The sequence below is a fragment of the Sphingomonas sp. SP6 genome, assembly GCF_058313435.1.
Genome location: NZ_JBZFLG010000001.1, coordinates 310,367 through 332,541 on the forward strand (window position 1 = coordinate 310,367; position 22,175 = coordinate 332,541).

19 protein-coding genes are annotated in these 22,175 nt (G+C 63.2%); 3 read left to right on the forward strand and 16 right to left on the reverse strand.

All coding sequences use genetic code 11. From position 1 onward, the window contains the following. Nucleotides 1-23: 23 nt before the first annotated feature. From AC4GYY_RS01465 to AC4GYY_RS01480, 4 genes are read right to left on the reverse strand one after another with little or no spacing between them, the layout of a single operon-like run. Entirely contained in the window at nucleotides 24-1,184 is a 1,161-nt protein-coding gene (locus AC4GYY_RS01465; RefSeq protein WP_491118120.1) for a pectate lyase family protein, read from the reverse strand. A 26-nt stretch (nucleotides 1,185-1,210) separates the two neighbouring features. After that, nucleotides 1,211-2,110, reverse strand: coding sequence for a hypothetical protein (locus tag AC4GYY_RS01470; RefSeq protein WP_491118122.1), 900 nt, complete (start codon nucleotides 2,108-2,110; stop codon nucleotides 1,211-1,213). Between the two features lie 12 nt (nucleotides 2,111-2,122). Continuing rightward, nucleotides 2,123-2,359 (reverse strand): acyl carrier protein, encoded by a 237-nt coding sequence (locus AC4GYY_RS01475; protein WP_491118124.1) that lies wholly within the window; start codon nucleotides 2,357-2,359, stop codon nucleotides 2,123-2,125. Further along, complete coding sequence (locus AC4GYY_RS01480) at nucleotides 2,356-4,005, reverse strand: AMP-binding protein (protein WP_491118126.1); 1,650 nt, start codon at nucleotides 4,003-4,005, stop codon at nucleotides 2,356-2,358. The genes AC4GYY_RS01475 and AC4GYY_RS01480 overlap by 4 nt, the downstream gene beginning before the upstream one ends. A gap of 263 nt (nucleotides 4,006-4,268) precedes the next feature. Here AC4GYY_RS01480 and AC4GYY_RS01485 point away from each other — a divergent pair, with 263 nt between their 5' ends. Together AC4GYY_RS01485 and AC4GYY_RS01490 are read left to right on the forward strand one after the other, a co-directional pair. Then, nucleotides 4,269-5,267 (forward strand): hypothetical protein, encoded by a 999-nt coding sequence (locus AC4GYY_RS01485; RefSeq protein ID WP_491118128.1) that lies wholly within the window; start codon nucleotides 4,269-4,271, stop codon nucleotides 5,265-5,267. A gap of 1,315 nt (nucleotides 5,268-6,582) precedes the next feature. After that, nucleotides 6,583-8,553, forward strand: a complete 1,971-nt coding sequence (locus AC4GYY_RS01490) for a hypothetical protein (protein WP_491118130.1) — start codon at nucleotides 6,583-6,585, stop codon at nucleotides 8,551-8,553. Nucleotides 8,554-8,643: 90 nt separating this feature from the next. On the opposite strand, the gene AC4GYY_RS01495 is transcribed toward AC4GYY_RS01490, so the two are convergent. The 5 genes from AC4GYY_RS01495 to AC4GYY_RS01515 all read right to left on the reverse strand — a co-directional run bounded on the left by AC4GYY_RS01495 (nucleotide 8,644) and on the right by AC4GYY_RS01515 (nucleotide 14,589). Continuing rightward, nucleotides 8,644-8,835, reverse strand: a complete 192-nt coding sequence (locus AC4GYY_RS01495; RefSeq protein WP_491118132.1) for a DUF4172 domain-containing protein — start codon at nucleotides 8,833-8,835, stop codon at nucleotides 8,644-8,646. Between the two features lie 1,280 nt (nucleotides 8,836-10,115). Beyond that, nucleotides 10,116-11,819, reverse strand: a complete 1,704-nt coding sequence (locus AC4GYY_RS01500) for a DUF927 domain-containing protein (RefSeq protein ID WP_491118134.1) — start codon at nucleotides 11,817-11,819, stop codon at nucleotides 10,116-10,118. Between the two features lie 150 nt (nucleotides 11,820-11,969). Then, nucleotides 11,970-12,206 (reverse strand): helix-turn-helix transcriptional regulator, encoded by a 237-nt coding sequence (locus AC4GYY_RS01505; protein WP_491118136.1) that lies wholly within the window; start codon nucleotides 12,204-12,206, stop codon nucleotides 11,970-11,972. A 153-nt stretch (nucleotides 12,207-12,359) separates the two neighbouring features. Continuing rightward, complete coding sequence (locus AC4GYY_RS01510; RefSeq protein ID WP_491118138.1) at nucleotides 12,360-13,121, reverse strand: hypothetical protein; 762 nt, start codon at nucleotides 13,119-13,121, stop codon at nucleotides 12,360-12,362. A gap of 160 nt (nucleotides 13,122-13,281) precedes the next feature. Beyond that, nucleotides 13,282-14,589, reverse strand: coding sequence for a tyrosine-type recombinase/integrase (locus tag AC4GYY_RS01515; RefSeq protein ID WP_491118140.1), 1,308 nt, complete (start codon nucleotides 14,587-14,589; stop codon nucleotides 13,282-13,284). 230 nt (nucleotides 14,590-14,819) lie between these two features. Between AC4GYY_RS01515 and AC4GYY_RS01520 the strand changes: the two genes are divergently transcribed. Next, a complete protein-coding gene (locus tag AC4GYY_RS01520; RefSeq protein ID WP_491118143.1) occupies nucleotides 14,820-15,638 on the forward strand; it encodes a 4-(cytidine 5'-diphospho)-2-C-methyl-D-erythritol kinase in 819 nt (272 codons plus the stop codon). Nucleotides 15,639-15,745: 107 nt separating this feature from the next. Here the strand turns inward: AC4GYY_RS01520 and AC4GYY_RS01525 are convergent, their stop codons facing one another. The 7 genes from AC4GYY_RS01525 to astD all read right to left on the reverse strand — a co-directional run bounded on the left by AC4GYY_RS01525 (nucleotide 15,746) and on the right by astD (nucleotide 22,119). Then, nucleotides 15,746-16,504, reverse strand: a complete 759-nt coding sequence (locus AC4GYY_RS01525) for a phosphoadenylyl-sulfate reductase (RefSeq protein ID WP_491118145.1) — start codon at nucleotides 16,502-16,504, stop codon at nucleotides 15,746-15,748. Continuing rightward, a complete protein-coding gene (locus tag AC4GYY_RS01530; RefSeq protein WP_491118147.1) occupies nucleotides 16,497-16,946 on the reverse strand; it encodes a DUF934 domain-containing protein in 450 nt (149 codons plus the stop codon). The genes AC4GYY_RS01525 and AC4GYY_RS01530 overlap by 8 nt, the downstream gene beginning before the upstream one ends. Continuing rightward, nucleotides 16,939-18,624: a nitrite/sulfite reductase gene (locus AC4GYY_RS01535; RefSeq protein ID WP_491118149.1), complete on the reverse strand. Its 1,686-nt coding sequence runs from the start codon at nucleotides 18,622-18,624 to the stop codon at nucleotides 16,939-16,941. Before AC4GYY_RS01535 ends, AC4GYY_RS01530 begins: the two co-directional genes overlap by 8 nt. Then, complete coding sequence (locus tag AC4GYY_RS01540) at nucleotides 18,625-18,921, reverse strand: DUF2849 domain-containing protein (RefSeq protein ID WP_491118151.1); 297 nt, start codon at nucleotides 18,919-18,921, stop codon at nucleotides 18,625-18,627. Continuing rightward, entirely contained in the window at nucleotides 18,918-19,706 is a 789-nt protein-coding gene (cobA, locus tag AC4GYY_RS01545; RefSeq protein WP_491118153.1) for a uroporphyrinogen-III C-methyltransferase, read from the reverse strand. Before cobA ends, AC4GYY_RS01540 begins: the two co-directional genes overlap by 4 nt. A gap of 77 nt (nucleotides 19,707-19,783) precedes the next feature. Next, nucleotides 19,784-20,710: a DUF808 domain-containing protein gene (locus tag AC4GYY_RS01550; protein ID WP_491118155.1), complete on the reverse strand. Its 927-nt coding sequence runs from the start codon at nucleotides 20,708-20,710 to the stop codon at nucleotides 19,784-19,786. Then, nucleotides 20,710-22,119, reverse strand: a complete 1,410-nt coding sequence (astD, locus tag AC4GYY_RS01555) for a succinylglutamate-semialdehyde dehydrogenase (RefSeq protein ID WP_491118157.1) — start codon at nucleotides 22,117-22,119, stop codon at nucleotides 20,710-20,712. The genes AC4GYY_RS01550 and astD overlap by 1 nt, the downstream gene beginning before the upstream one ends. Nucleotides 22,120-22,175: the final 56 nt, after the last annotated feature.

The window sequence follows — 22,175 nt, forward strand, 5'->3', positions numbered from 1 at the left end:
GTCCGGATTTCGACCGCCCCCAATTACCGAGGGCCCGAGGTCCTCCGCACACGATCGAACAGGAGCTGGAGATTGCCTGCGCGGATCGTGTACGGCGGCTCAGGAACCTTCGTTGGGTCCTGATCCGTTAGCTGGACGGCCGGTCTGGTCAAGACCTGAGACAGCCGGAGATTCCCCGGCCTCGCGCATCCTCCCGGCCCCACTCTCGCAGCACGCATGTCGATGAACCGGGGATTCTCGGCACTTGTGTGATCAAGCGACTGGTAGAGGCTACGCTCGACAAGCAGGCTTGCGCCTTCGGTGACGGCCGATCCGTAGCTCCCCCCCTCCCCGGTTCGATCGCGGGCTTGAGGGCGAAAGCTCACGACATTCTCGACGAAGTGGACAAATGCCGCGCCGCCCACACGGGGATGGCGCTGCCCGGTGCCGTCAAAATAGTTCCGGTAGTAGGTGACCCTGACCGGCGGGAGGGCTGCTTGGTGCATGCCGGCGCACCAGGCCGGGTCGGATGAGCCCTCGACAATCGAGACCTTGTCGTGCGCGGTGAAGTGATTAAACGCGACCGTAATGCGCATCGCTCCGGCACCATCGTTTTGCGTGATGTCGAGCTGTCCGTCACCGCAGCGGCCGAGCAGGTTGTAGGCGATCCAGATTCGGTCGGCGCCTCGCGCTACAGTGATGCAATCCCCTCCGCCCTTGTAGGCCGCAGTGGTGAGATCGCTCCTTAGCTGGAGGTTCGCGACCACGACGTTCGACACGGCCGAGATCACCAAGATCGTCTGCCCGGCCGCTCCGACGATGGTCGGCCGAGCCGAGCCGCCGTCGAGGGTTACATTGTCCGAAAGCCGAATCGGCGCCCGCAGCCTCACAACCTGATCGGTGAGCGCAGCAGCGAACCCGATCTGGCCGCCATGGTTGATCTTGGCCTGCGCCGTAGCCCAGCGCAGCGTGCCGGGGCTCTCCTCGTCGTCGGTCCGGGTCACGGTGAACAACGGTCGACCGGTCCCCCCATTGGTGTTCGCGATGGCCGCAAAGCCGTTTAATCCCCCGAGGAGCGGGCGACGAATGTTTAGGCCGTCACCAGCAGTCGCCCTCGCGCGATCCCCGTGATCGGGCGGACGGGCCGCCATGACCACAAAGCTCGTGTCGACCAGCAGCAGCGTCAGGATGCCCTTGATGGTCATCGGTTCGACTTCCTCTCGCCGTCAGTTCACGCGCGCGCAGCCATCTGATCCGTCGACTCGAGGGGCGGTCCGAGCGAGCGACCCGCGCCCTTGACGATCTCGGCGAGCATCGGCGCTCCCAAAACCGTATTGAAGCCCTCGGCGTAATGGTGAACGTCGGACCCGCCAGCGTCGAGCGCGACCTCCCGCCCCGCCGCCACGACAAAGGGGGTCGGGTCCATCATCACTGCATCGAGTTCCGCCGCAATCCGCTCGACCAAAGCGGCAAGGGCGACACGCTCGTCATGGAGTGGATCGTTGGCGCCCGGCACCCTAAAGATTGGCACAAGCGCCAGCCGCTTCGCGTGGCTCGCCAAGCCTGCGAAGATCGCGCACGCTTCGTCGTCGCTGACCCGTTCGCGCCGCAGCTCACGCAGGATCGCTCTCTGCGTCTCTGACATTGCACCGCGCGTTTTGACGAAATCTGCCTCGGCCGCAACGCATAGCTCTTCCGGAACCGGCTCCGGTCCGATCTGGCGAAACCAATTGAGCATCCCAACGCCGGCGCGTCGAACGAATGTGTCAGTGAAATAGTTAACGTTGAAATACCAATTGCGAAACCGTAAAGAGTCCATCGTTGAGACCTCGGCCACGAGGATATCCGCCGCCGCAGCCAATTCGCCGAGATGGTTCGGAAAGACCGGCGCAACGTCCTCCTTCAGCACCAAAGGGGAAAGATCGTCGCTCAACCGCCGAGCGCCGACCGTGACGTCGTAATTCTGCCTAATAGCCGGCGGAGTGTGAGCGAAGCCGTTGTGTCGGCTCCAAAGATAGCGACCGCCATGCGCTCGGATTGTCGGTCGTAGCGGGTTCATAATTCGACAGGTGCCGATCAGCGCGAGGCGCAGCGACCCGCCCTCAAGTGTTGGAACTTCCGCGATCATCATGGCGCAACCCTGTCAACAGCCCGCCGACGCAAGGTCGATCAGGTCTCCAATGGTTTTTGCGCGGTAGGTCGCATCCATGTCTATATCCGTACCGAGGCGTGCCTCAAGGTTCATGACGATCCGCACGTGCGCCAGCGAGTCCCATCCCTCCACCGAGGCCGCCGTTCTAGTTTCTTCGAGGGGGGCATCGCTGCCGCACTCGTCCGCTATTGCCGCCGCCAGCGCTGTTTTGACCTCATCGCGGTTCACTTATCATGCCCCCGTTTATCCAAAGTCCTCACATTTTCTGATCGGCTGATCTTACCGCTTGTCGTTTTCACAAGCTCACCGTCATTCAGAAGCACTATTCGCTTCGGGAGGACTTCAAACGTCGAGTAGACCCGATCCGCGATTGCCTCTTTCAACGTCGGATCGTCGTCCCAGCCTGCGAGCCGTTCGGCCATAATGATTAGAGCCTGACTTCCGACATCTTCCTGCTCCTGCCCGACTGCAACGATCCGCCCCGGCTTGACGCCTGCGACCTCCCCGACTGCAGCCTCCACCTCATGCGCATAAAGGTTGCGGCCGTTGACGATGATCATATCGTCTAGTCGACCTAGGACGTAGAGCGCACCCTCCCACAGGAAGCCCACATCGCGGGTCCGGTATCGTCCCTCGCGGAGCACGGCAGCGGTCCGATCCGGATCCCGGTTATAGCCATTGAAAAGGAACGGACTGGAGATCGCGACCTCACCGACAGCACCGTCGAGCAAAGGGGCGCCCGTCTCGTCAAGGATCGCGACGTCGACTCCCCCAAGCAGCTGCCCCGTCTCAAGCAGTTCGACCCCGCCCTCCTTCGCGTCCACCGCCACTGCGCTGCCTCGCGCGAGCGTTTCGGGATCGACCCGCAGCCGACGCGGCGGCTTGCCCAGCGCAGTTTGACTGACGGCGAAGACTGTCTCCGCCATAGCGTAACAGCATTGAAGCTGATCGGAGCGGACGCCGGCAGGCGCCATGGTTTCGGCGAAGCGCCGAAACGTTTCAGCCTTGACCGGTTCCGAGCAGTTGATGAACGCGCGAACGCCTCCGAGTCGGAAATCGGCCGCCTTCCGGCCCGCCGTGACGCGCAGGTGCTCGAATGCGAAGTTCGGCATCCAGGTCAATGTGCCCTCGTGTTGCTCAATCTGCTCGAAGAGGATCGCCGGACGAGACACCCAGACGAACGGGTCGATATGCGTCACCTCAATACCTGCCCAAGCCGGCAACACAAGGCACGCGATCAGACCCATGTCGTGATAAAGCGGCAGCCACGAGACGATCCGGTCGCTTGCGTTCAGCGAAAGCGCGTCGGCGTAGCCCTCCAGCTGCGCCAGGATCGCACGATATGAAAGCGCCACGCCCTTCTTCAGGCCGGTCGTTCCGGAACTATGCTGAAGCAGACCGATCGCGCCATCACCCACAGCGGCCCATTCGAGCTCCGCGTCTTCGGTTTCCTCAGCCACGATAACGGTCCGTCCCTTAAGCGTAAGCCCCGCTGCGAGCATCTCCTCAAGGATCGCGCGTGAGACGACGACGGCAGCCGGCTTTACGACTTCGAGAAGGCGGGCGTGGGACTTCCAATAGAGATTGGCGTCCTGCTTCGGCGACGTGGGCGGCATGAAAGACGGGACGACCCCCGCGGCCATCGCGCCGAAGAAGCTTCCGTAGAGGTCCGGAACGTGCCTCAAAAAGATCAGAACGACTCCGCCGGGCGGTACGCCTGTCGACCGATACGCACGAGCGAAACGACCCATGCCGGCGCGCAGCGCGCCCCATGTGATGACCTTCTCGCCGTCCCGACCAATTTGGCGGCAGAAAATTTCGTTGCCACGCGCCCCTGTTTGCTTCGCCAGCGACGCTAAATAGCCGTTTAACATCGAGATCGGCTATCCCAAAAGAGTCGATCCAGCAACGCATTTACGTCATTGGCGGCGAGTCTTGGCTGCTCGCTTGTGGTCTGGACGGGAGGCTGCCGCAGCGACGAGGGAGGATGCCGTATCGACTTTTTGCGGCCGGGCGTCGTGCCCGTCAATCTCGGACCTCCGCCTTTGCTGAGTTCCTTCACTAGGTTCAAAAACCCAACCCGGCGCGAACCGCTGCGGGGGTGGGCAGCGGGACCGTCGGCGTGTATGCCGCGCGCATGCGCCGGCTGATCGCTCACATCGGAGCTCATAAGACCGGATCGACTGCGTTCCAAACCTGGCTGCAGGGCCATCGCGAGTCCCTTCTGCGCGCCGGCTACTTCGTCCCTGCCGAGGGTCGGACCGGCAACAGCGCTGTTCTGGCTCACGCGCTGTATGTGAACGATCGCTCGCACAAGAAGGTCAACCGATTCTTCGCGGAGGCGACGCACCATGCGTCAAGCGACATCCTTGTGTCGGCGGAACATTTCAGCGAGATCAGACGAGATAATCTGAAGATCGTGGCCCAGCGCTTCGACCAACTCGCCGATCGAAAGATCGCTATCCTGGTCGTCCGTGATCCGATCGCTCACCTGAACACCAGCTTCGCGCAGCGGATCAAGGCCATGAAATCGGATCACGCGCTGTTTCCGGACTTCGTCAAACGGTCGCTCGCCGCGGGCCGTGTCGACTGGAAGTCGAAGGTCGAGGCGTTCGAAGCGAACGGCTTCGAAGTCCGAGTGCTGCCGTACAGCACGGAATTCAGGATGAAGGGTTCCCCTCGGGCGATCGTTGAGTTGGCAGACTTTGGTGATCTCGCCGCCCGCTTCGATTGGTCGGAGACGCCCCGCAAAAATCTGAGTCTCGGCGCCATGGGGCTTATAATCATGAACCTGATACAAGCTGAACGTGGCGGAAGTACACCGGACGGCGAGCGGCGGTCACCGGCAAAGTTGCGGGAGCGTGTCATGAACTTCGCGAACCGCCGGTTCGGCGACGCTCCCTTCAACGGTTTCACTCCAGAGCTGCGCGCGGCCGTGATCGAGCACCATCGAGAGGGCAACGCCTCGATCGCCGAGCGCTACTTCAGTGCTTCCTGGAACGAGGTTCTTCCGCCGCAGTCGGTCCGACCGCTGTCGCCGCAGAGTTTGCAGGACCTGAGCCCTCGCTTGGCAGCGGACGCCCAAGCTGCAGCGGCGAGGATTCTAAACCAGGCTAAGCGCGGAAACTGGTTTTAGATCGGCACTCTCGATCAAGTTTTGTCCCGAGGGCCCAGCCGCGGTGCATGCCGGGCCTTTCGCGAACCAGTCTATCTCGAGCCTATTGGCGAACAGTACATCCGTTTCGGCTCGGCCCTGGATCGAGGCATCGAAATTGCCCTAGGCTGGACGTGGCTGAAGCCCAACGGCGCCTGACCTCATTTCAGAATAAGGGAACGTCGAAGTAACAATTCGCCCCACCTTATCCTCGTTCATGGGGCCCTTGTTAGCGATCCCATATAAAGCCGGGTGTCCTCCATTCCCGTAGCGTGAGGAGAAAGGGTTCTAGTGCCTGCAATGCCACTCTTGGGTCTTGAAAGTGATGCCGACTATCCGTCCGCCTTTTCGGTCGACAATCGAGCTGCCGGTCGCCGTCCTCGGTCACTCCTGCAGCGGCTCCGTAATCTCACACGACTCGGTGACGTCCGCCGAGGCGTAGCCCTGGTCTTCGTCGCCTCTTACAGTGCAGTCGTAAAGGCTAGCTGCGTCCCAAAGTCCAGCAATAGCACCTTCCGTTCGCCGTCTCCGAACAGAGCGCTCGATTCCGACAGTTGCTTGCAAGTGTACCAGCTCGGGTATAACGTCCCAGCGTTTCCCCGACTGTGCTGAGGCGGGTTCCTGATTGAGATCGAGCCGACGTCGATGCGGTCGAAGGTGCGAGCAAGCTCGAGCGGTGCCGCAAAGCTCTGCAGATGCAGCTGGCGTTCAAGGCAATGCCGGGGAAGGGCCCGGCACATCGGACAACGGCGAGCGTCGGCTAACGCAGCTTGGGGCGTCTTGCCTTCTGCACCTCGGAACGCAGCTTTATTGCGCAGCTCGAGGTGCAGGTCGCCGTCCACGTCTCCGTGCCCTGAAAGGAGCCCCCCGTGCCCCACCAAGCCGCGCTTTGCGGCATCGTTATAGGTAAGCTTGCTGATCTCCACGCCACCGACAGATTGAAGACGACGTCGGGCCGATGGTTCAGGGCGAGATGCTGCGGCTCGTCGCTGACGTCCTGGCTAAGAACTCCCGGCTTGGTGGGCGAGGTCGACAGTGCGAGTGACTTGTAATTCGCCCTAAAAGCTTGGCTTGACACCAGCGGCGTTGACCACGAGACTGTGCCGTACCTCAAGTTTCGGCTCGCGGCGGTCCGCCACGCGGGTCGCAAGGCGATCTGGCTTTCCAGCTTGGTGGCGGGCGGCGCGCGCACTCGAACAGCGAGCAAACATGACCATTGAGCTTTGCCCCCTGGGCCGAACGGGCATGATCAAGCAGGTCGCGGCTCGCGCCGATTGTAGGCTATTCGCTCCGGCTCTTGGCCATGAAGCTCTCGACCGTGATCAATAGCAAGGCACCCACGTGCTCAAGCTCGGTAAGGAGTCGAGGGCCTAAATCTAAGCCGGTCGTCGAGTTTCCGACGGCACTGCCCGGCGACTGGATTGATCCTCCAACGTTCACGGAAGCATTTCGCCTCCATATGCAACGGCACGGCGATTCGACTTGGCAGCTTCTCCGCGCGATTAAACGTGTAGGCGAGCCGCTCAACTGCGCTACGATCATTGGATGGGCGCAGGGGGCGACTCCTGCTAAGAAGCGCATGTACGAGTATCTTGCGCGTATCGAGCATCGATACGGGCTACCAAGCGGCTACTTTCGTACGAAAATCTCCGATCAGCGGAAAAGCGATCCACTGCTAAAGTTCTTTACACAAAAACAGCTACCGCAAGTGCGCTGGCACATACCCTCAGACTTCTCGTCTCGGCAGGCGGGCGAGCAAGAGAAGATCGTAGAGTGGATCAAGACCAGGATAATTCTAGGCGGTACCGACTTCCGCTCTTATCAATTAGAATGGACGAACCGTCCATATGCGTTACGGTTTCCAAAATGTAGCATCATGTTGGGCTTAGAGCCAGCACTTGACCGATGGAAATACCGATTCCGCCACGAAGTCTCCGATGCCCCGGCGAGGCTGGTCGTGGAGATGGCCGACTGGGTTCAGTTCAAGACGAAGCTGCTGACCGAGCCCGGAGAGATGCGCGAAGGCACCTGGAACGAAGCCAGCGCCGACGCTGTCATCAAACGATTTTCCCTGATGTTTGGCGCCTTGTGCGCCAATCAAGACAGTGATCTGCAAGGCCGAGGTATTCCACGAGAGAAGCTCACGATGGCGCTCTTGACGTTACCGCAAGTGTGGGACTGGTACATCGAATGGCATCGCCGCAAGAGAGGATTCTTCACCGCGTCTGAGCTCGAGATGACGTATTTTGCCAAGGCGCTCACCAGACCACAATATGGCTGGCTTCGTCAGCGTCCGGCGCTCGCTGAAGCATTAGTTCCCATCCCAGGGCTGTTGACCGCCGAACGCATCGCCGCGATGCGACGCGACTGGGCTTCAGCCTGCGATGAAATGTACCAATGTGCGCGTCAGCGCCGCCGAGATCTAATCCCCCTAGTACGCATTCACCGTGATTCGTTCGAGCCTATCCGGCCGATTCTGATCGCTGACAACCCTCTCGCCGAATATCGGCGCATCGTTGCCGAGATTCGTGCTCGTATTCCCTGCCCAGATGCGGAGCCGCGGGCAGCGGCCGAGGCTGTCCGTAGCCTGCTAATGGTACGCTTTGGCCTTCATCTAGGCCTAAGGCAGAAAAACCTGCGAGAGCTGCGTTTTCAGCTGCCCGGAGGTTCTCCGACGCCGACGGCGGTTCTCGTGGCGCAGCGCTGCGGCGAGCTCCGGTGGTGCGATCGTCAAAGTGGCTGGATTGTTTTCGCGCCCGCCATCGCTTTTAAAAATGCCACGTCGAGCTTCTTCAACGGCCGTCCGTTCGAAGTGATGCTTCCCGATCTAGACGAGTTGTACTGGTTTATCGATGCTTATCTGCGGACTTATCGACAGACTCTCCTGGGAGCAGCTCTTGATCCTAAAACATTCTTTGTCCGCACTATTACCCAAAGCGGGAGTGATGCCCGTTACAATAGTGCGTCGTACTATAAGGCGTACAGAACCATCACTGAACGTTACGGCGTCTACAATCCGTACACGGGGAGGGGCGCAATTGACGGCTTGCTTCCACACGGGCCACATAGCGTTCGCGACGTTCTGGCGACCCACGTTCTCAAGCTGACGGGATCATTCGTACAAGCGGGTTACGCGATCCAAGATACGCCGATCACCGTAGAGCGCTGCTATGGGCGCTTCCTGCCCGAAGACAAGTCGCGCATCGCTGCCAATCTCCTGAACGCCGAGTGGGCTTTGCCTCGGCACTCGTCGGCGGCGGGCAGGTAGAAAAGTTCGAGCGCGGTGCTAAGCCTAGCAGTGCCTCGCGGGTATGTCGTGTTGAGGACGCGAGCTTGCGTCGGCTGGGCCGAGCGGTGATTAGCCCTTTTCCCACGCCTCCGCCAGACCGGTGCGGTGCCGGTCGGCGGCGAGCCCCAGGTTGTGCGCGGTCGAGGATTGCACGTTCGGCCGGCCGAGCAGCTCGCCCTTGATCGCCGAACCGTCGATCGTTTCTTGCGAGATCAGACCGGCGAACAGGCTGTTGCGTGCCGCGACCTCAAGGTGGTGCATCGTCCCTAACACCACCCGCGCCGGTCGGGGGCCACGCCGCTTTGTCGCTCAGAGCGGCGTGGTCCAACTAAGGTTGGGCTGACCACCGGGCAGTTGCTCTGGGGCATCGTCGGCCAAGCGGTCAAGCGGCCAAGCTCGGGCGCAAGTGGTTGCCAAGGCTCGGCCCAAGCGAGTCGCGCGGAGGCGGTTGGAGGGTGTCGGCAATCAGCGCACGGCGGCAGGATTCACGTCCGAGCGCGACACCCCTCCGAATTCAGGCGGGAGGACAGCGGACCGGAGTTGCCCGACCTACTCGCAAGCCTTCGCTCGTTAGCCAGAACGATACCGAGCGCCGAGGATCGGCGACGCGGTAGGCCAACGTATCGGTCCGCCGGACGGCCGAGGCGACGCGGACCGCGAACGTCCGCATCTGTTTGATCGCTGACCGAAAGCGGCTAGTCACTCCCCCCAACAACAGCCTCAGTCAGCGCGGGCAGTCCACCTGAACGAAGGTCCGGTCACCGGCGAGCGGCACCCGAAAGCGGACCGGCCGCTTCCCCCTAAAGCAGGCATCGATCCGTCGTTGGGCACCACGACGCGAGCTAAAGGGGGCATGCCCACTTCCGTGCCCAACTTGAGTGCGGATAGAGCCGAACCACTACGAACGGGCGCAAACACGGCCGCCGCCCCGCCGTGACCCGCTTGCCTGCGCCAACAAGATAAGAGGTATGTGGCGAACGCCAACAAACCACTGCGAACGCCTAGTTTTTGGGATATCCTCTCCGCCAACTCCGGCTAAAAATCGGTGAGCTGACGTCGCGACAAGTCCCACGTCAGTTCACGCGAGGCAGCGAGCGCTGCGTCGCATGAACATAACCAAAGCACGGTTCCCCTAATTTCGCATCGTTACGGAGCTGGAATGGGATAGGGTGAAGAATCGATCGATGCAGCCCGCACTGATCTGAGCGGAATGATCAAGATATTGTCAGAACGTGACCAGCAATGCACCGTCGCAGACATGGCGTCTTCTGCGATGGGGGCCACACTCTTGACCTCAAGCGGATCGAGACCATCGACGTGGAGCAGCACCATACTTTCGTTGGCGCTAGCCTCGTGAGCGGCTTGGAGAATTTCGCGACCGGCTCGCGACTGCCCGTCAAGTAGCATACTGTTCCTCTTTGCTGGGTTGCCGGAACACAAGCACACGTCAGGCTAGCGTACGTGTTCCTCGATAAGTGGTTGAAAAACCGGAGAGTTACACCATGCTCACCTGACACACGGCGATGACATATGCGATCTCATCATGCCTTCGCCTCCGCGATCGCGTCTCCGTCGAAGATACCGGCGTTTACGATGTAGCATCGAGCCTTACCGATACCGGCGGGAAGCACGACAGACTTGGAGTTCTTGCCTTGGCTGTCTTGTTCCAGCAGTCCTCGTGAAGCCAAAACCCTGGCGACCATTGAGGCGTCCATTCCCGCGCAGACCTCGTTTTTCCACGCCTCGGGAAGGACGAGGTACTGGCGCAGCCCTTTGTGGTCCCGCCAGAACCCGGCCCGACTCACAATCCGAACACCCTCGTCGGCGTCCATCGCTTCGAATCGGGAACTACCATGAGCCTCCAAGAAGGCTCGTACCTTCGCAATCGCCTCGCCGTCCTCGGCAGCGCCGACGCCGCCGCGCCCAGCTAGCCACTGCCGAAGGATTGTAGCGCAAGCTGCAATCGCCTCGCCCGCAGGCCACGGCAAAATCGAAAATCTGATTGCTGCCTCCCCCGCGGCAGCAACAAGTGCGAGGCGGCGAGTAGCCCGCGCAACTTGTCCAGACGCACCGTCAGGGAGATGGTCGCGCACGAACGACTCCATATCCTTTTTGGCGACGCGAGTGATCTCCTCCGTGTTGTTGACGATGGCCTGGACAAATGCAGGGCCGGCCGTCCCGTAAAACTTGCGAGAGTTCTCCGTAATTAACCGCGCGAAGCCCTCGGGCTGCAGCCCACTGGGGCAGGACTCGAAGAGCCCGAGCCCTCGGCCTGCGTCCGCCTCCACATTTAGGATACGAACTTCTTGGCCGGCCGCTGATCGCTTCGTTCCTCGCATGTCTCGACCGGCGAGGTCGGCAAGACTGATTTCGCCTGACGATAGGAACGGGAGGTTCCAGCGAGCCGGGGAGCGGAGCGAGCCACTCCGGGCAGCCCGCGCTTTTCCCATTCCATTCGCGATGAGGTAAGCAACCGACGCTGCGTCACGAGGATCGAGCTGGGCCAGCTCATCCAGACATAGCAGGGTGCCGTTGTGCATTACGCATACACCCTCAAGCCCGTTGGCGGTGGCGCGCCATTGGCGAAGGAACGCCGCGCCACCCCAGATGCTTGCGGCGGCCTTCAGTACGGTGGTTTTCCCGGTTGAGGAGGCGCCGATGAAATGGATTCCGCCACCTTCTTCTCCCAGAAGGATCAGGAGTGGTCCCACGAACCCCATGGAGAGCGCCATCGCAAATCTGCTATTCCCGACAGCGTGGCTTGCGACGTTGGTCTGCCATTCCTGAAGACTGCCCTTCTCCCCGTACGGGTGATCGAACGCCCCGCCGCCTTGATAGATGACGCGATTGGATTCGCTGTCACCAATAGTTGCGTGGGGCAGGGCAAAAGCTCCGTCGCACCAACCCACCGACTCGGTAGCGCGCGCCCGCTCCACGGTCTGGAAGCCTGCGAGGAGCTCCATAAGTGCAGCTCGTCCCTCGCGAGTCTGAGAAACAAAGCAGCCTTGATCGAGGAGGGTCTGGCGAATTTCGGCGCCATCACCCGCCAAGAGAGAGCGGGGGATGGCCCAGCGATGCCGTCGATCGTCGGGATCGGTCCATTCCGCCAGAATCCCCCAGCTTGATCCGTTGGAATCACGGGTTGCAGCGATCAGCTGGAGGCTGCCGCAAACGCGGTATACCTCGTTGCCGTTCTTGTGCCAGATTCCGTCTTCGCGGTACTCGAAGCCCTTGAGCAGTTTCATTCGCCGACTCGGTTCGCGCGGCGCTTTCCGCCTAACAGCAGCAGCCGACATGCGTGCCTTTGGCCGTTCGGGCCTACCTCCGTCGCCTTGCGGCTTTTGGTTGGAGATCGAAGGCTTGGTCGGCGCGTAGCGATAGTGGGGACGCATTTGCTATGCCGCCTGCCGTTCAGAGGTGCTGGAGAGGACCTGCGAGGACGCCCACGCGTCGAGGTCCTCGATCGCATAGACGACGATCTTCGAGCCAAGAATGCGGAAGATCGGGCCTCCACCTTCGACGCGCTTCCGCTCCAACGTGGACCTTCCAATCCCGAGGTACTCGGCCGCGACAGCGGTTCGCACATAGGCCGGCGAGCTGTCGACGCGGCTCGCGGTTGCAGAAAGTTTCATTGCCTTACCTTGCCCGGGGTGGCGCCCGGTGGCGCATCACGAGCTCCGATGGCCCATGACGGCGTCTCAACTATGTGCAAGTGCCGAAACAAGCGATCCGCTATACCCTCCGCCCCTACGTTCGCCCCACTGGCGGGCGCTTGGGTCTAGGGCTTAGCCCTTCCTCCGCGCCCTCCCTGCCTGCGCCTCGACCGGGCGGAGGGCCGTTGCCAAATGCTGAAAAAGGGTCTCTCTACTAGTTGGGTCGACGCCATGAAACGGGGCTAGTTCGTAGAAGCTCTTCACAATAGCCAGCTTATTTCCAGGTTCATCCTCGGTTATCTTTTCACGTTCAAGGACCGCCAAAGCGAGTCTCATATAAGGGGATAGGTAAGTATCGGCAGGCACTGGAAGATCGATATGCGCGCTAAAGGATTTGATGACGTCACCAAATTGTCTTCTACCAAAAAAGATAAACATCTCATCAACGTCATCTGAGTCACGTGTACCTTTATGGCTACTATCGCAAGAAAAGCGAACAAAACCGTCGCGAAATCGATTCTCAAATGGGTTTATTACATCCCAGAACGAGCATTCTATCGGCTGATACTTAGCTATAGACATGGAATTGTCGACCAATCTCAAGAATGTAGGAAAAGAGCCCCGGAGAGCCTGCGTCAAGGTCCAAAAGATTGACGAATTCAGTCGGTCAAGGGCTGCATCATTACTTAGTCGAAAATCATTCCACTTCGAAACCGCAGCATCATATTGAGGCTTTAGAACGTCCCGCTGATACATAAATTCCTTTTTGTTGCGATTGTATTCCTGAAATCTGCAATAAAAGCTATCCCATGTCTCGGAGAATTCCGGGAACTTGTACGTTTTGCTATATGATCGATATTCTTCTCCGGTCCATGAATCCGAAAACATTGCCATGCCAACACGATCCACGGCCTCACAGAGGAATATTTCCTCCTGGCCTCCGTGCGGCCATTTCGTCCTGTCGCGCCAAAAACTTGACAATAGCGGTTCGGAACGAGCCTCTTCCCGAGATGCTTTAAGCGTCTGGGCATAGGTAGGCTCAAAGGGTGATCTACTACTCGACATAAGAAACAATATTCATTACGTGCTCAGACCAAGAAATCAACGCAGAACGCTTCTCGGCTTCATAGCGATATACGTGATAAACACCGGCGATGCCAGCTCGCGTTCCCGACGTATGATTGAGAATCGCCTCGGAAACTGCAAGTGGAACACCAAGGCGTTGACAACCACTCGCCAGCGTTCGCCTTAAATCATGAAATCTCCACGGCTTCAGTGTCAGGGTTTCGATATGCGCTTGATCAAAGCCCGCAGCCTCGGCGTCCTTGTGAATAAGTCGAAGCATGATACCATCTAAACGGGTCTTTACCTTGGAAAACCCAGAGATCGGCGTCTTCCCGGTGGTTGTGAAGACGAAATCACTGAACACTCCCAGCCGGGGAAGAGATCGAAAGATCTCAAGTGCTGCGGGGGCAAGTGGCACAAGATTGGGTTCGCCATTCTTTGATCGCTTTGCCGGCAGCAGCCACTGCTCCTTAGCTAGATCGACTTCCGGCCAGCAGAGTTCGCCTACCTCATCCCGTCGCTGGCCAGTGAGAATCAATAGCTTGACCGCAGGCCCAAACGGCCAGCCGATTTCGTCGGAGGCGCGCCATAGCAGCCGCAACTCGGCATCGGTTAGGCTCCGCTCCCGAGAATCAATCCTTGCGGGGGGCTTCATGTGCTGCATGGGAGAAGTCGTCAGGATGTGCTTCTCAACCGCCCAGCCAAACATAACGCGTAAGGCCTTGTACGCCTTGATGGCAGCGCTGTCGCCCCGGGCTTGCACCTTCTCGAGAAGCTCGACTATATCCGTCGGAAGAATCGACGTAAGCACTTTGTCAGCAAAGAAAGGGTTAAGATCCCGCCTGAAGATACTTTCTGTGTCTTTCCACGATTTCGGCTGCTCAATTTTCGCGTATTTCTCGATAAAGCGGTCAGAGATCGTTGAGAACGCGAGCTTCGCCGCCGCCGCCTCCGCCCTCTCGGCCTCAAGCTGGCGGTCGCGATGAGCTTTGATCTGTTCTTTCTCTGCCGCGAATGGGTCGATCTGACGCCGCACCTGCTCTGCAAGCTCTAACGCCCTCTTCCTCGCGCTTTCTGGCGTCCAGGGCGAACCATGCCGACCGATCGTGACGCGGCGTGTTGCCCCCGTCCGGCCGCCGATACGATATTGAAACACGTACGAGCGGGCGCCAAGATTCGTGACCATCAATCCAAAGCCTTTCACTTCCTCATCCCAGAGGTACGCGCGGGCCTTGCTCCCCGGAGGAGGAGTGGTAAGGGCATCGACTGCTCGCTTCGTGATGCGTCCTGTCGCCATCTACCTTCCTGGATAAGCACGGGACAATCACGATAGCGGAACTGAGCGGTGGCGTAAAGCGACATGCGGGGCTGCGGCTTTGAGGAATATTCGTGAGTGCAGTGTGTTAGATGGGACAGGGCGATCCACAAGGGCCAGCAGCAGCGACCTGTCACGCCGGAGGTCGCGGGTTCGAGCCCCGTCACTCGCGCCACCCCGGCGTTTCCAGCCCCGATCCCGACGAAGGCGCCATGGCGATCCGCGAATCCGCGCCGGCGAAGTTCAACCTCGCGCTTCACTTCCGCCGTCGGCGCGCCGACGGCTATCACGATCTGGAGACGGTGTTCGCGTTCGCCCGCGCGGGCGACGCGGTCGAGGTCGAGCTGGCGGACGAGGATGCGTTCGCGGTGACGGGTCCGTTCGCGCCGGCGCTCGCCGGGGAAGGCGACAACCTCGTGCTCCGCGCCGCGCGGGCGTTCGCCGAGCGGTTCGCGCCCGGCGCTGCCCATGCGATCGCGCTCGACAAGCAGCTGCCGGTCGCCTCCGGGCTCGGCGGCGGTTCGGCGGATGCGGCGGCGACGTTGCGGGCGCTTGCGCACCTCCACCGGATCGAGGACGCGGGCGGGCTGGTCGAGATCGCGCGCGCGTTGGGAGCGGACGTGCCGGCGTGCCTGCTCGGACGGACGTGTTTCGGCACGGGGAAGGGCGACGAGCTGCGCGAACTGCCGCCGCTCGGCGACGTGCCGGTGCTGCTCGTCAATCCGCGCGTCGCGGTGTCGACCGCGCGGGTGTTCCGCGGGTGGGACGGTGTCGATCGTGGGCCGCTCGATCCGGCGGACTGGCGGGGTGGGCGGAACGATCTGGAGCCACCCGCGCGCGCGCTGGCGCCCGAGATCGGGACGGTGCTGGAGATGCTGGCCGCGCAGCCGGAGGTGACCTTGGCGCGGATGAGTGGGTCTGGTGCGACGTGCTTCGCGCTGTTCGACGGGGCGGCAGCGCGGGATGCCGCGGCGGATGCGATCGGCGCGGCGCAGCCGGGGTGGTGGGTGATGGCGACGACGCTGGCCTAAAGCGCGCATGTTCGGCTCGCCTCGCCAAAGCCGCGTCGCTCGCCGCTGCGCGACGCCCGCCGAGCTTGGTCGAGTCCTGAGCCGACTCGCCGCAGGCCGATCTGCGCCTAGAAAATCGGGTCCTCACCCGGCTGGCCGGGCACATGGATGCCGCACTCCACCTTCTCCCAGCCGCGCCAGCGGCCGGCGCGCGGGTCTTCGCCGGGCAGGACCTTAGAGGTGCAGGGCTTGCAGCCAATCGAAAGATAGCCGTCGGCGACCAACGGGTGGCGCGGCAGATCGTGCTCTTCGAAATAGGCGTCGATCCGCGCTCTGTCCCAGTCGGCGAGCGGGTTGATCTTGAGCCGACCCTCGTCGACCTCGAACAGCGGCAGCGCTCGCCGGGTGTTCGCCTGAAAGCCCTTGCGCCCGCTGATCCAGGCGTCGAAAGGCGTCAGCGCCCGGCGCAGCGGCTCCACCTTGCGGATCTCGCAGCAGCCGTCGGGATCGTAGGACCAGCGCAGGCCCGTCGCGTCCTTGGCCGCGAGCAGCCGCGGGTCGGGACGATAGACGCGCAGATCGGTCAGCCCGAGTTTCTCGGCGAGTTCATCGCGGTATTCAAGCGTTTCGCCGAACATCTTCTGCGTATTGGTGAAGATGACCGGCACGTCGCGGTCGATCTGTGCGACCATGTGGAGCAGCACCGCCGATTCCGCCCCGAACGAGGAGACGTTGGCGACGCGCCCCGCAAGCTCCCCGGTCAGCAGCACGCGCAGCATCTCCGCCGCAGGCAGGCCTGCGAAGCGCGACTCATACGCCGCGGCGTCCGCTGCCGTGAAGGCGGGAGCCACGTCGATGAGGTCGAGCTTGCGCAGCGGTTCAGCCATGCCGGAGCTTCCACACCGGCACGACGGCATCGGCCGCCGGCTGATAGTGGAGGGCGTAGCGATCGAGGCTGCGCTGGAGGACCTCTGCGTCGATCGGCGCCTCGGGCGCGAAGCTGTCGAAGCCGCAGCGGCGCATGAGGGGCACCTGATCGACCAGCACGTCTCCGGCCGCGCGCAGTTCGCCGGTGTAGCCACCCTCGCGCAGGACGCGGGCCGCGGAATAGCCGCGGCCGTCGCGGAAGGTGGGGAAGCTCACCTCGACCAGCGCGAGCTGGCCGAGATGCGGGAGCAACGCGCGCGCGTCGTCGCCCGCCTCGATCCGCACCGCGCCGGCGTTGGTCTGTCCGGCCAAGAAGGCGTCGAGCGTGACCGCGGGCTCGTCGTGCGCGTCGTCCTCGCGGAAGCGCAGGAGGGCGTCGGTGTTTCCGGCGAGATCAGCCATAGATCGCCTCCTTGAACGGGGCGAAGCCGACCCGGCGATAAGTGTCGAGGAACCGCTCCCCGTCGTCACGGACTTCCAGATACTTGTCGGTCACACGTTCGACGGCGTCGACGATGCCGTCTTCATCGAAGCCGGGACCGGTGATCTTGCCGAGGCTCACGTCCTCTGCCCCGGACCCGCCGAGAAGCAACTGGTAATTCTCGGTTCCCTTCTTGTCGACGCCGAGGATGCCGATGTGGCCGGCGTGATGGTGGCCGCAGGCGTTGATGCAGCCGCTGATCTTGAGCTTGAGCTCACCGAGATCGCGCTGACGCTCGGGCGAGGCGAAGCGGGTCGCGATCTTCTGCGCGACCGGGATCGAGCGCGCGTTGGCGAGCGAACAATAATCGAGGCCGGGGCAGGCGATGATGTCGCTGATCAGATCGAGGTTCGCCGCGCCCAGTCCCGCGGCGTCGAGCGCCTGCCAGACTGCGTACAGGTCCGCCTGGCGGACGTGCGGCAGAACGATGTTCTGCGCGTGAGTGACGCGCAGCTCGTCGAAGCTGTAGCGCTCGGCGAGGTCCGCCATCACGTCGATCTGGTCGGCCGAGGCGTCGCCGGGGATGCCGCCGACCGGCTTCAGGCTGATGTTGACGATGGCGTAGCCGGGCCGCTGGTGCGGTTTCACGTTCTGGTCGAGCCATACCGCGAAGTCGGGGTCTTCCACTCCGTTCGTGCCGGGCGAAGTCGAGGCACCATGGCCGCCGTCTGCGGCGTGTGCCTCGACTTCGCTCGGCACGAACGGAAGAAAGGCGGGCGGCGCGAACATGGCGGTGATGCGCTCGAGCTCGGCGGCGGGCGGGTCGATGCCGAGCGCCTTGACGTGGGCGAACTCCTCCTCGACCTGGCGGCGGTACTCGTCCGCGCCGATCTCATGGACGAGGATCTTGATCCGCGCCTTGTAGATATTGTCGCGCCGGCCGTAGCGATTGTAGACGCGCAGGCACGCCTCGACGTAGCTCAAGAGGTCGTCGGCGGTGACGAAGTCCCTGATCTCCGGCGCGATCATCGGCGTGCGGCCCATGCCGCCGCCGACGAAGATGCGCCCGCCGAGCGCGCCGTCCCGCTTCGTCAGCTCGATGCCGATGTCGTGGAGGCGCATCGCGGCGCGATCCTCGGACGACGCGATCACCGCGATCTTGAACTTGCGGGGGAGATAGCTGAACTCGGGGTGGAAGGTCGACCACTGGCGCAGCAGCTCGGCCCAGGGCCGCGGATCGGCGACTTCGTCGGCGGCGGCGCCGGCGTACTGGTCGGACGAGATGTTGCGGATGCAGTTGCCGCTGGTCTGGATCGCATGCATCTCGACCGTGGCGAGATCGGCAAGGATATCAGGCGCTTCCTCCAGCTTGATCCAATTGTACTGAATGTTCTGGCGGGTGGTGAAATGGCCGTAGCCGCGATCGTACTTGCGCGCGATGTGACCGAGCATCCGCATCTGGCGGCTGTCGAGCGTGCCGTAAGGAACGGCCACGCGCAGCATGTAGGCGTGGAGTTGGAGATAGAGGCCGTTCATCAGCCGGAGCGGCTTGAACTGGTCCTCGGTCAGCTGCCCGGCGAGCCGACGACGGACCTGGTCGCGGAACTCGTCGACGCGGGCATCGACGATCGCCTGGTCGTACTGATCGTATTTGTACATTCAGATCACCCAGTTTCCGGCCGACGGATCGGCTGGCTTCAGCGTCAGGTCGGAGCGCACCGTGGGGCCGAGCGCGCGGATGCGGTCCTTGATGTGGGCGGGGCGGGGGCCTTCCGGGGTCACCGTGCCGTCGATCACGTAGGGGACGTTGACGCGGCGCGCGCCCTCTTCGGCCTTGGCGATCGATTCGCCCATGTCGCCGACGTCGGTCGCGTCCTCGATGTGGCGCGACCAGCCGTGGCCGGTCCACCAGACGACATCGCCACTCGGCAGGTCGTTTCCGGTCAGCAGTTTCAAACGCTTGCCTCCGCAATCCTCATGAACCGCACCAACTTGTCCTCGGCATCGGAGAGATCGACGACTTCGCCGACCACGATGATCGCCGGGCTCTGCACGCGCTCGCGCCGCACCATGTCGCCGAGGTCCGCCAGCAGCGTGCGGAGGGCGCGGTGACCGGCGAGCGTGCCCTTTTCCAGCACCGCGACGGGCATGTCGGGGGCGACGCCGTCGGCGATCAACTTGTCGGCGATGTCGGCCGCGGTGGCGACGCCCATGTAGATGACGAGCGTGCGGCCGACCCCGGCGAGGCCCGACCAATCCTGCTCGGACAGCCCCTTGCACTGGCCGGCGACGAAGCTGACCGCGGACGCATGGTCGCGGTGTGTCAGGGGGAGCATCGCCTCCGCCGCGCAGCCGAGCGCCGCCGAGACACCGGGGATGACCTCGACCGTGAGGCCCGCGGCGCGGACCGCCTCCACCTCCTCCCCGCCGCGGCCGAAGATGAACGGATCGCCGCCTTTCAGCCGGATGACGACGCTGCCCGCCTTCACATGCGCGACGATCAGCGCGTTGATCGCCTCTTGCGGCAGCGTGTGGCGCGCGCGCTGCTTCGCGACCGAGATCCGCTGGGCCGTAGCGGGCGCGAGATCGAGGACGCGGGGGTCGATCAGGCCGTCGTGGACGACGACATCGGCGACGCGGAGCGCCTCGACCGCGCGGACGGTGAGCAGGCCCGGATCGCCCGGTCCGGCGCCGACGAGGATGACGCGGCCACGCGCGTCGGGATCGAGGAGACTGGCCATGAACTGCGAGATGGGACGGCGGCGCGGACGCGGCAACGCAGCGATGCTATGCGGACGGTAAGGACAGGTTTGCCGGCTCAGTGCCTCTTCGGGATGAGGTGGATCACGCCGGCGATCACCGCGCCGACCGCCAATCCGACGACGCCCGACCCGAAGGCATAGGCCGCCCATTCCACCAGACCCCCGACGCCGGGCACGGCATGGCCCGCCTCCGCCGCAACGTGGTGTAGCCACTCCGCCGGCGCAGGCCAGCCGAGGACTTCGACGCCGTGGAGGAGGATGCCGCCGCCGACCCAGATCATCGCCGCCGTGCCGATCACCGACAGTGCGCGCAGCACCACCGGCACGCCGTCGACCAGTGCGCGTCCGATCCCCGCAAGCGCGCCGCCGCGCTTCGCCAGGTGAAGGCCGACGTCGTCCGCCTTCACGATGATCGCCACCGCGCCGTACACACCCGCGGTGATCGCCACCGCGACGAGCGCCAGCGTGACCGCCTGAGTGACCAGGGTCTCCTGCGCGACCTCGCCGAGTGCGATCGCCATGATCTCGGCGGAGAGGATGAAGTCGGTGCGGATCGCGCCCGACACCTGACGATCCTCCAGCGCCTTGGGGTCGGGGTCTGCCACGGCCTCCTCGGCGTGGCCGTGGCCGGTCAGCGCTTCGATCACCTTCTCCGCGCCCTCGAAGCAGAGGTAGGCGCCGCCGAGCATCAGGAGCGGCGTCACCAGCCAGGGCGCGAACGCACTGAGCAGCATCGCCGCCGGGAGCAGGAACAGGAGCTTGTTGCGCAGCGAGCCGAGCGCGATCTTGCCGATGATCGGCAGTTCGCGTGCCGGGGAGAGCCCGGTGACGTAGCGAGGCGTGACCGCGGTATCGTCGACCACCACGCCCGCGGCCTTCGTCCCGGCCTTCGCGGCCGCGCCGGCGACGTCGTCGAGCGACGCCGCGGCAAGCTTCGCCAACCCGGCGATATCGTCGAGCAAGGCGATCAGACCGCCCGCCATCAGCTGTCCCGCAACCCAATGCCGATCGAGGCGCGGGCGGAATCGGCCTCGTTCGAGACGACCGGATAGGCGCAGTAATCGGCGGCGTAATAGGCGCTGGGCCGGTGGTTGCCCGACCATCCGATCCCGCCGAAGGGCGCGGCGGACGAGGCGCCGTTGGTCGGCTTGTTCCAGTTGACGATCCCGGCGCGCGCATTCGCCCAGAAACGATCGTAGAGTTCGGGGGTGTGCGAGATCAGCGAGGCGGAGAGACCGTAGCGCGTGTTGTTCGCCTCGGCGATCGCGGCGTCGAAATCCTTCGCGCGGATCACCTGGAGGATCGGGCCGAACAGCTCCATGTCGGGCCGCTCGGACGCCTCCGTCATGTCGATCACGCCGGGCAGCAGGAAGGGGCGGGCGTCGTCGGGGCGCTCGAGATAGCGGACCGGGCGACCGCCGCGCATGGTGAGTGCGAGGAAGCTTTCGGTCAGCTGGTCGGCGACCTCGTTGTCGATCACCGGGCCCATGAAGGGCGCCGGACTGTCGTGCGGCGCGCCGACGATCAGGCGATCGAGCAGCCCGTTCAGCTCGGCGAGCAGCGGCTGGTAGAGCGCCTCGTCGACGATCAGCCGCCGCGCCGCGGTGCAGCGCTGACCGGCCGTCGCAAAGGCGGACTGGATGACGACGATCGCGGCGGCGTAGAGATCGGGCGTGTCCCAGACGACGATCGGATTGTTGCCACCCATCTCGAGCGCGAGGATCTTCTCGGGCTTGTCGGCGAACGCGCGGTTGAGCGCGATGCCGGTGCGCGCCGAGCCGGTGAAGAGCAGCCCGTCGATCCCGTCATGTCCGGCCAGCGCGCGGCCCTCGGCGGGGCCGCCGATCAGCAGCCGCGCGCAGCCTTCGGGCACCCCCGCTGCGCGCAGGCAGTCGATCAGGAACGCGCCCGTCGCCGGGGTCTTTTCCGAGGGCTTGAAGACGATCGCGTTGCCGGCGATCAGCGCGGGGACGATGTGGCCGTTGGGAAGATGCGCCGGGAAGTTGTACGGTCCCAGCACCGCGAGCACCCCGTGAGGCTTGTGGCGAAGCGCCATCCGGCTTCCCATCGGAGCGTCGAGCTGACGTCGTCCGGTCCGCTCCGAAAAGGCAACGACCGAGATCTCGACCTTGGCGACGACGCTGTCGACCTCGGTCCGCGCTTCCCACAACGGCTTGCCGGTCTCGCGCGCGATCAGCTCGCTGAAGGCGTCGGCGCGCTGGCGGACGACGTTGGCATAGCGGCGCAGCGTCTCGATCCGATAGGTGACCGGGCGCGCGGCCCAGGCGGCCCAGCTCGCGCGGGCGGCCGCGACCTCGAAGTCGGCGTCGCCGACCGCGCCGCGCCAGAGCTCGGTCCCGGTCGCGGGCTCGAAGGAAACGAGGTCCGTCATGCGCGGTGGTCCTAGAAGCAATGCAGGCGGTAGGACAAGCGTTGGTCCGGGGCGCC

What these genes read in the sequence shown, in the direction of transcription:
- AC4GYY_RS01465 (WP_491118120.1), bottom strand. Translation starts at nt 1,184, where the DNA reads ATGACCATCAAGGGCATCCTGACGCTGCTGCTGGTCGACACGAGCTTT.
- AC4GYY_RS01470 (WP_491118122.1), bottom strand. Translation starts at nt 2,110, where the DNA reads ATGATGATCGCGGAAGTTCCAACACTTGAGGGCGGGTCGCTGCGCCTC.
- AC4GYY_RS01480 (WP_491118126.1), bottom strand. Translation starts at nt 4,005, where the DNA reads ATGTTAAACGGCTATTTAGCGTCGCTGGCGAAGCAAACAGGGGCGCGT.
- AC4GYY_RS01485 (WP_491118128.1), top strand. Translation starts at nt 4,269, where the DNA reads ATGCGCCGGCTGATCGCTCACATCGGAGCTCATAAGACCGGATCGACT.
- AC4GYY_RS01495 (WP_491118132.1), bottom strand. Translation starts at nt 8,835, where the DNA reads ATGCACCACCTTGAGGTCGCGGCACGCAACAGCCTGTTCGCCGGTCTG.
- AC4GYY_RS01500 (WP_491118134.1), bottom strand. Translation starts at nt 11,819, where the DNA reads ATGAAACTGCTCAAGGGCTTCGAGTACCGCGAAGACGGAATCTGGCAC.
- AC4GYY_RS01505 (WP_491118136.1), bottom strand. Translation starts at nt 12,206, where the DNA reads ATGAAACTTTCTGCAACCGCGAGCCGCGTCGACAGCTCGCCGGCCTAT.
- AC4GYY_RS01510 (WP_491118138.1), bottom strand. Translation starts at nt 13,121, where the DNA reads ATGGCAATGTTTTCGGATTCATGGACCGGAGAAGAATATCGATCATAT.
- AC4GYY_RS01515 (WP_491118140.1), bottom strand. Translation starts at nt 14,589, where the DNA reads ATGGCGACAGGACGCATCACGAAGCGAGCAGTCGATGCCCTTACCACT.
- AC4GYY_RS01520 (WP_491118143.1), top strand. Translation starts at nt 14,820, where the DNA reads ATGGCGATCCGCGAATCCGCGCCGGCGAAGTTCAACCTCGCGCTTCAC.
- AC4GYY_RS01525 (WP_491118145.1), bottom strand. Translation starts at nt 16,504, where the DNA reads ATGGCTGAACCGCTGCGCAAGCTCGACCTCATCGACGTGGCTCCCGCC.
- AC4GYY_RS01530 (WP_491118147.1), bottom strand. Translation starts at nt 16,946, where the DNA reads ATGGCTGATCTCGCCGGAAACACCGACGCCCTCCTGCGCTTCCGCGAG.
- AC4GYY_RS01535 (WP_491118149.1), bottom strand. Translation starts at nt 18,624, where the DNA reads ATGTACAAATACGATCAGTACGACCAGGCGATCGTCGATGCCCGCGTC.
- cobA (WP_491118153.1), bottom strand. Translation starts at nt 19,706, where the DNA reads ATGGCCAGTCTCCTCGATCCCGACGCGCGTGGCCGCGTCATCCTCGTC.
- AC4GYY_RS01550 (WP_491118155.1), bottom strand. Translation starts at nt 20,710, where the DNA reads ATGGCGGGCGGTCTGATCGCCTTGCTCGACGATATCGCCGGGTTGGCG.
- astD (WP_491118157.1), bottom strand. Translation starts at nt 22,119, where the DNA reads ATGACGGACCTCGTTTCCTTCGAGCCCGCGACCGGGACCGAGCTCTGG.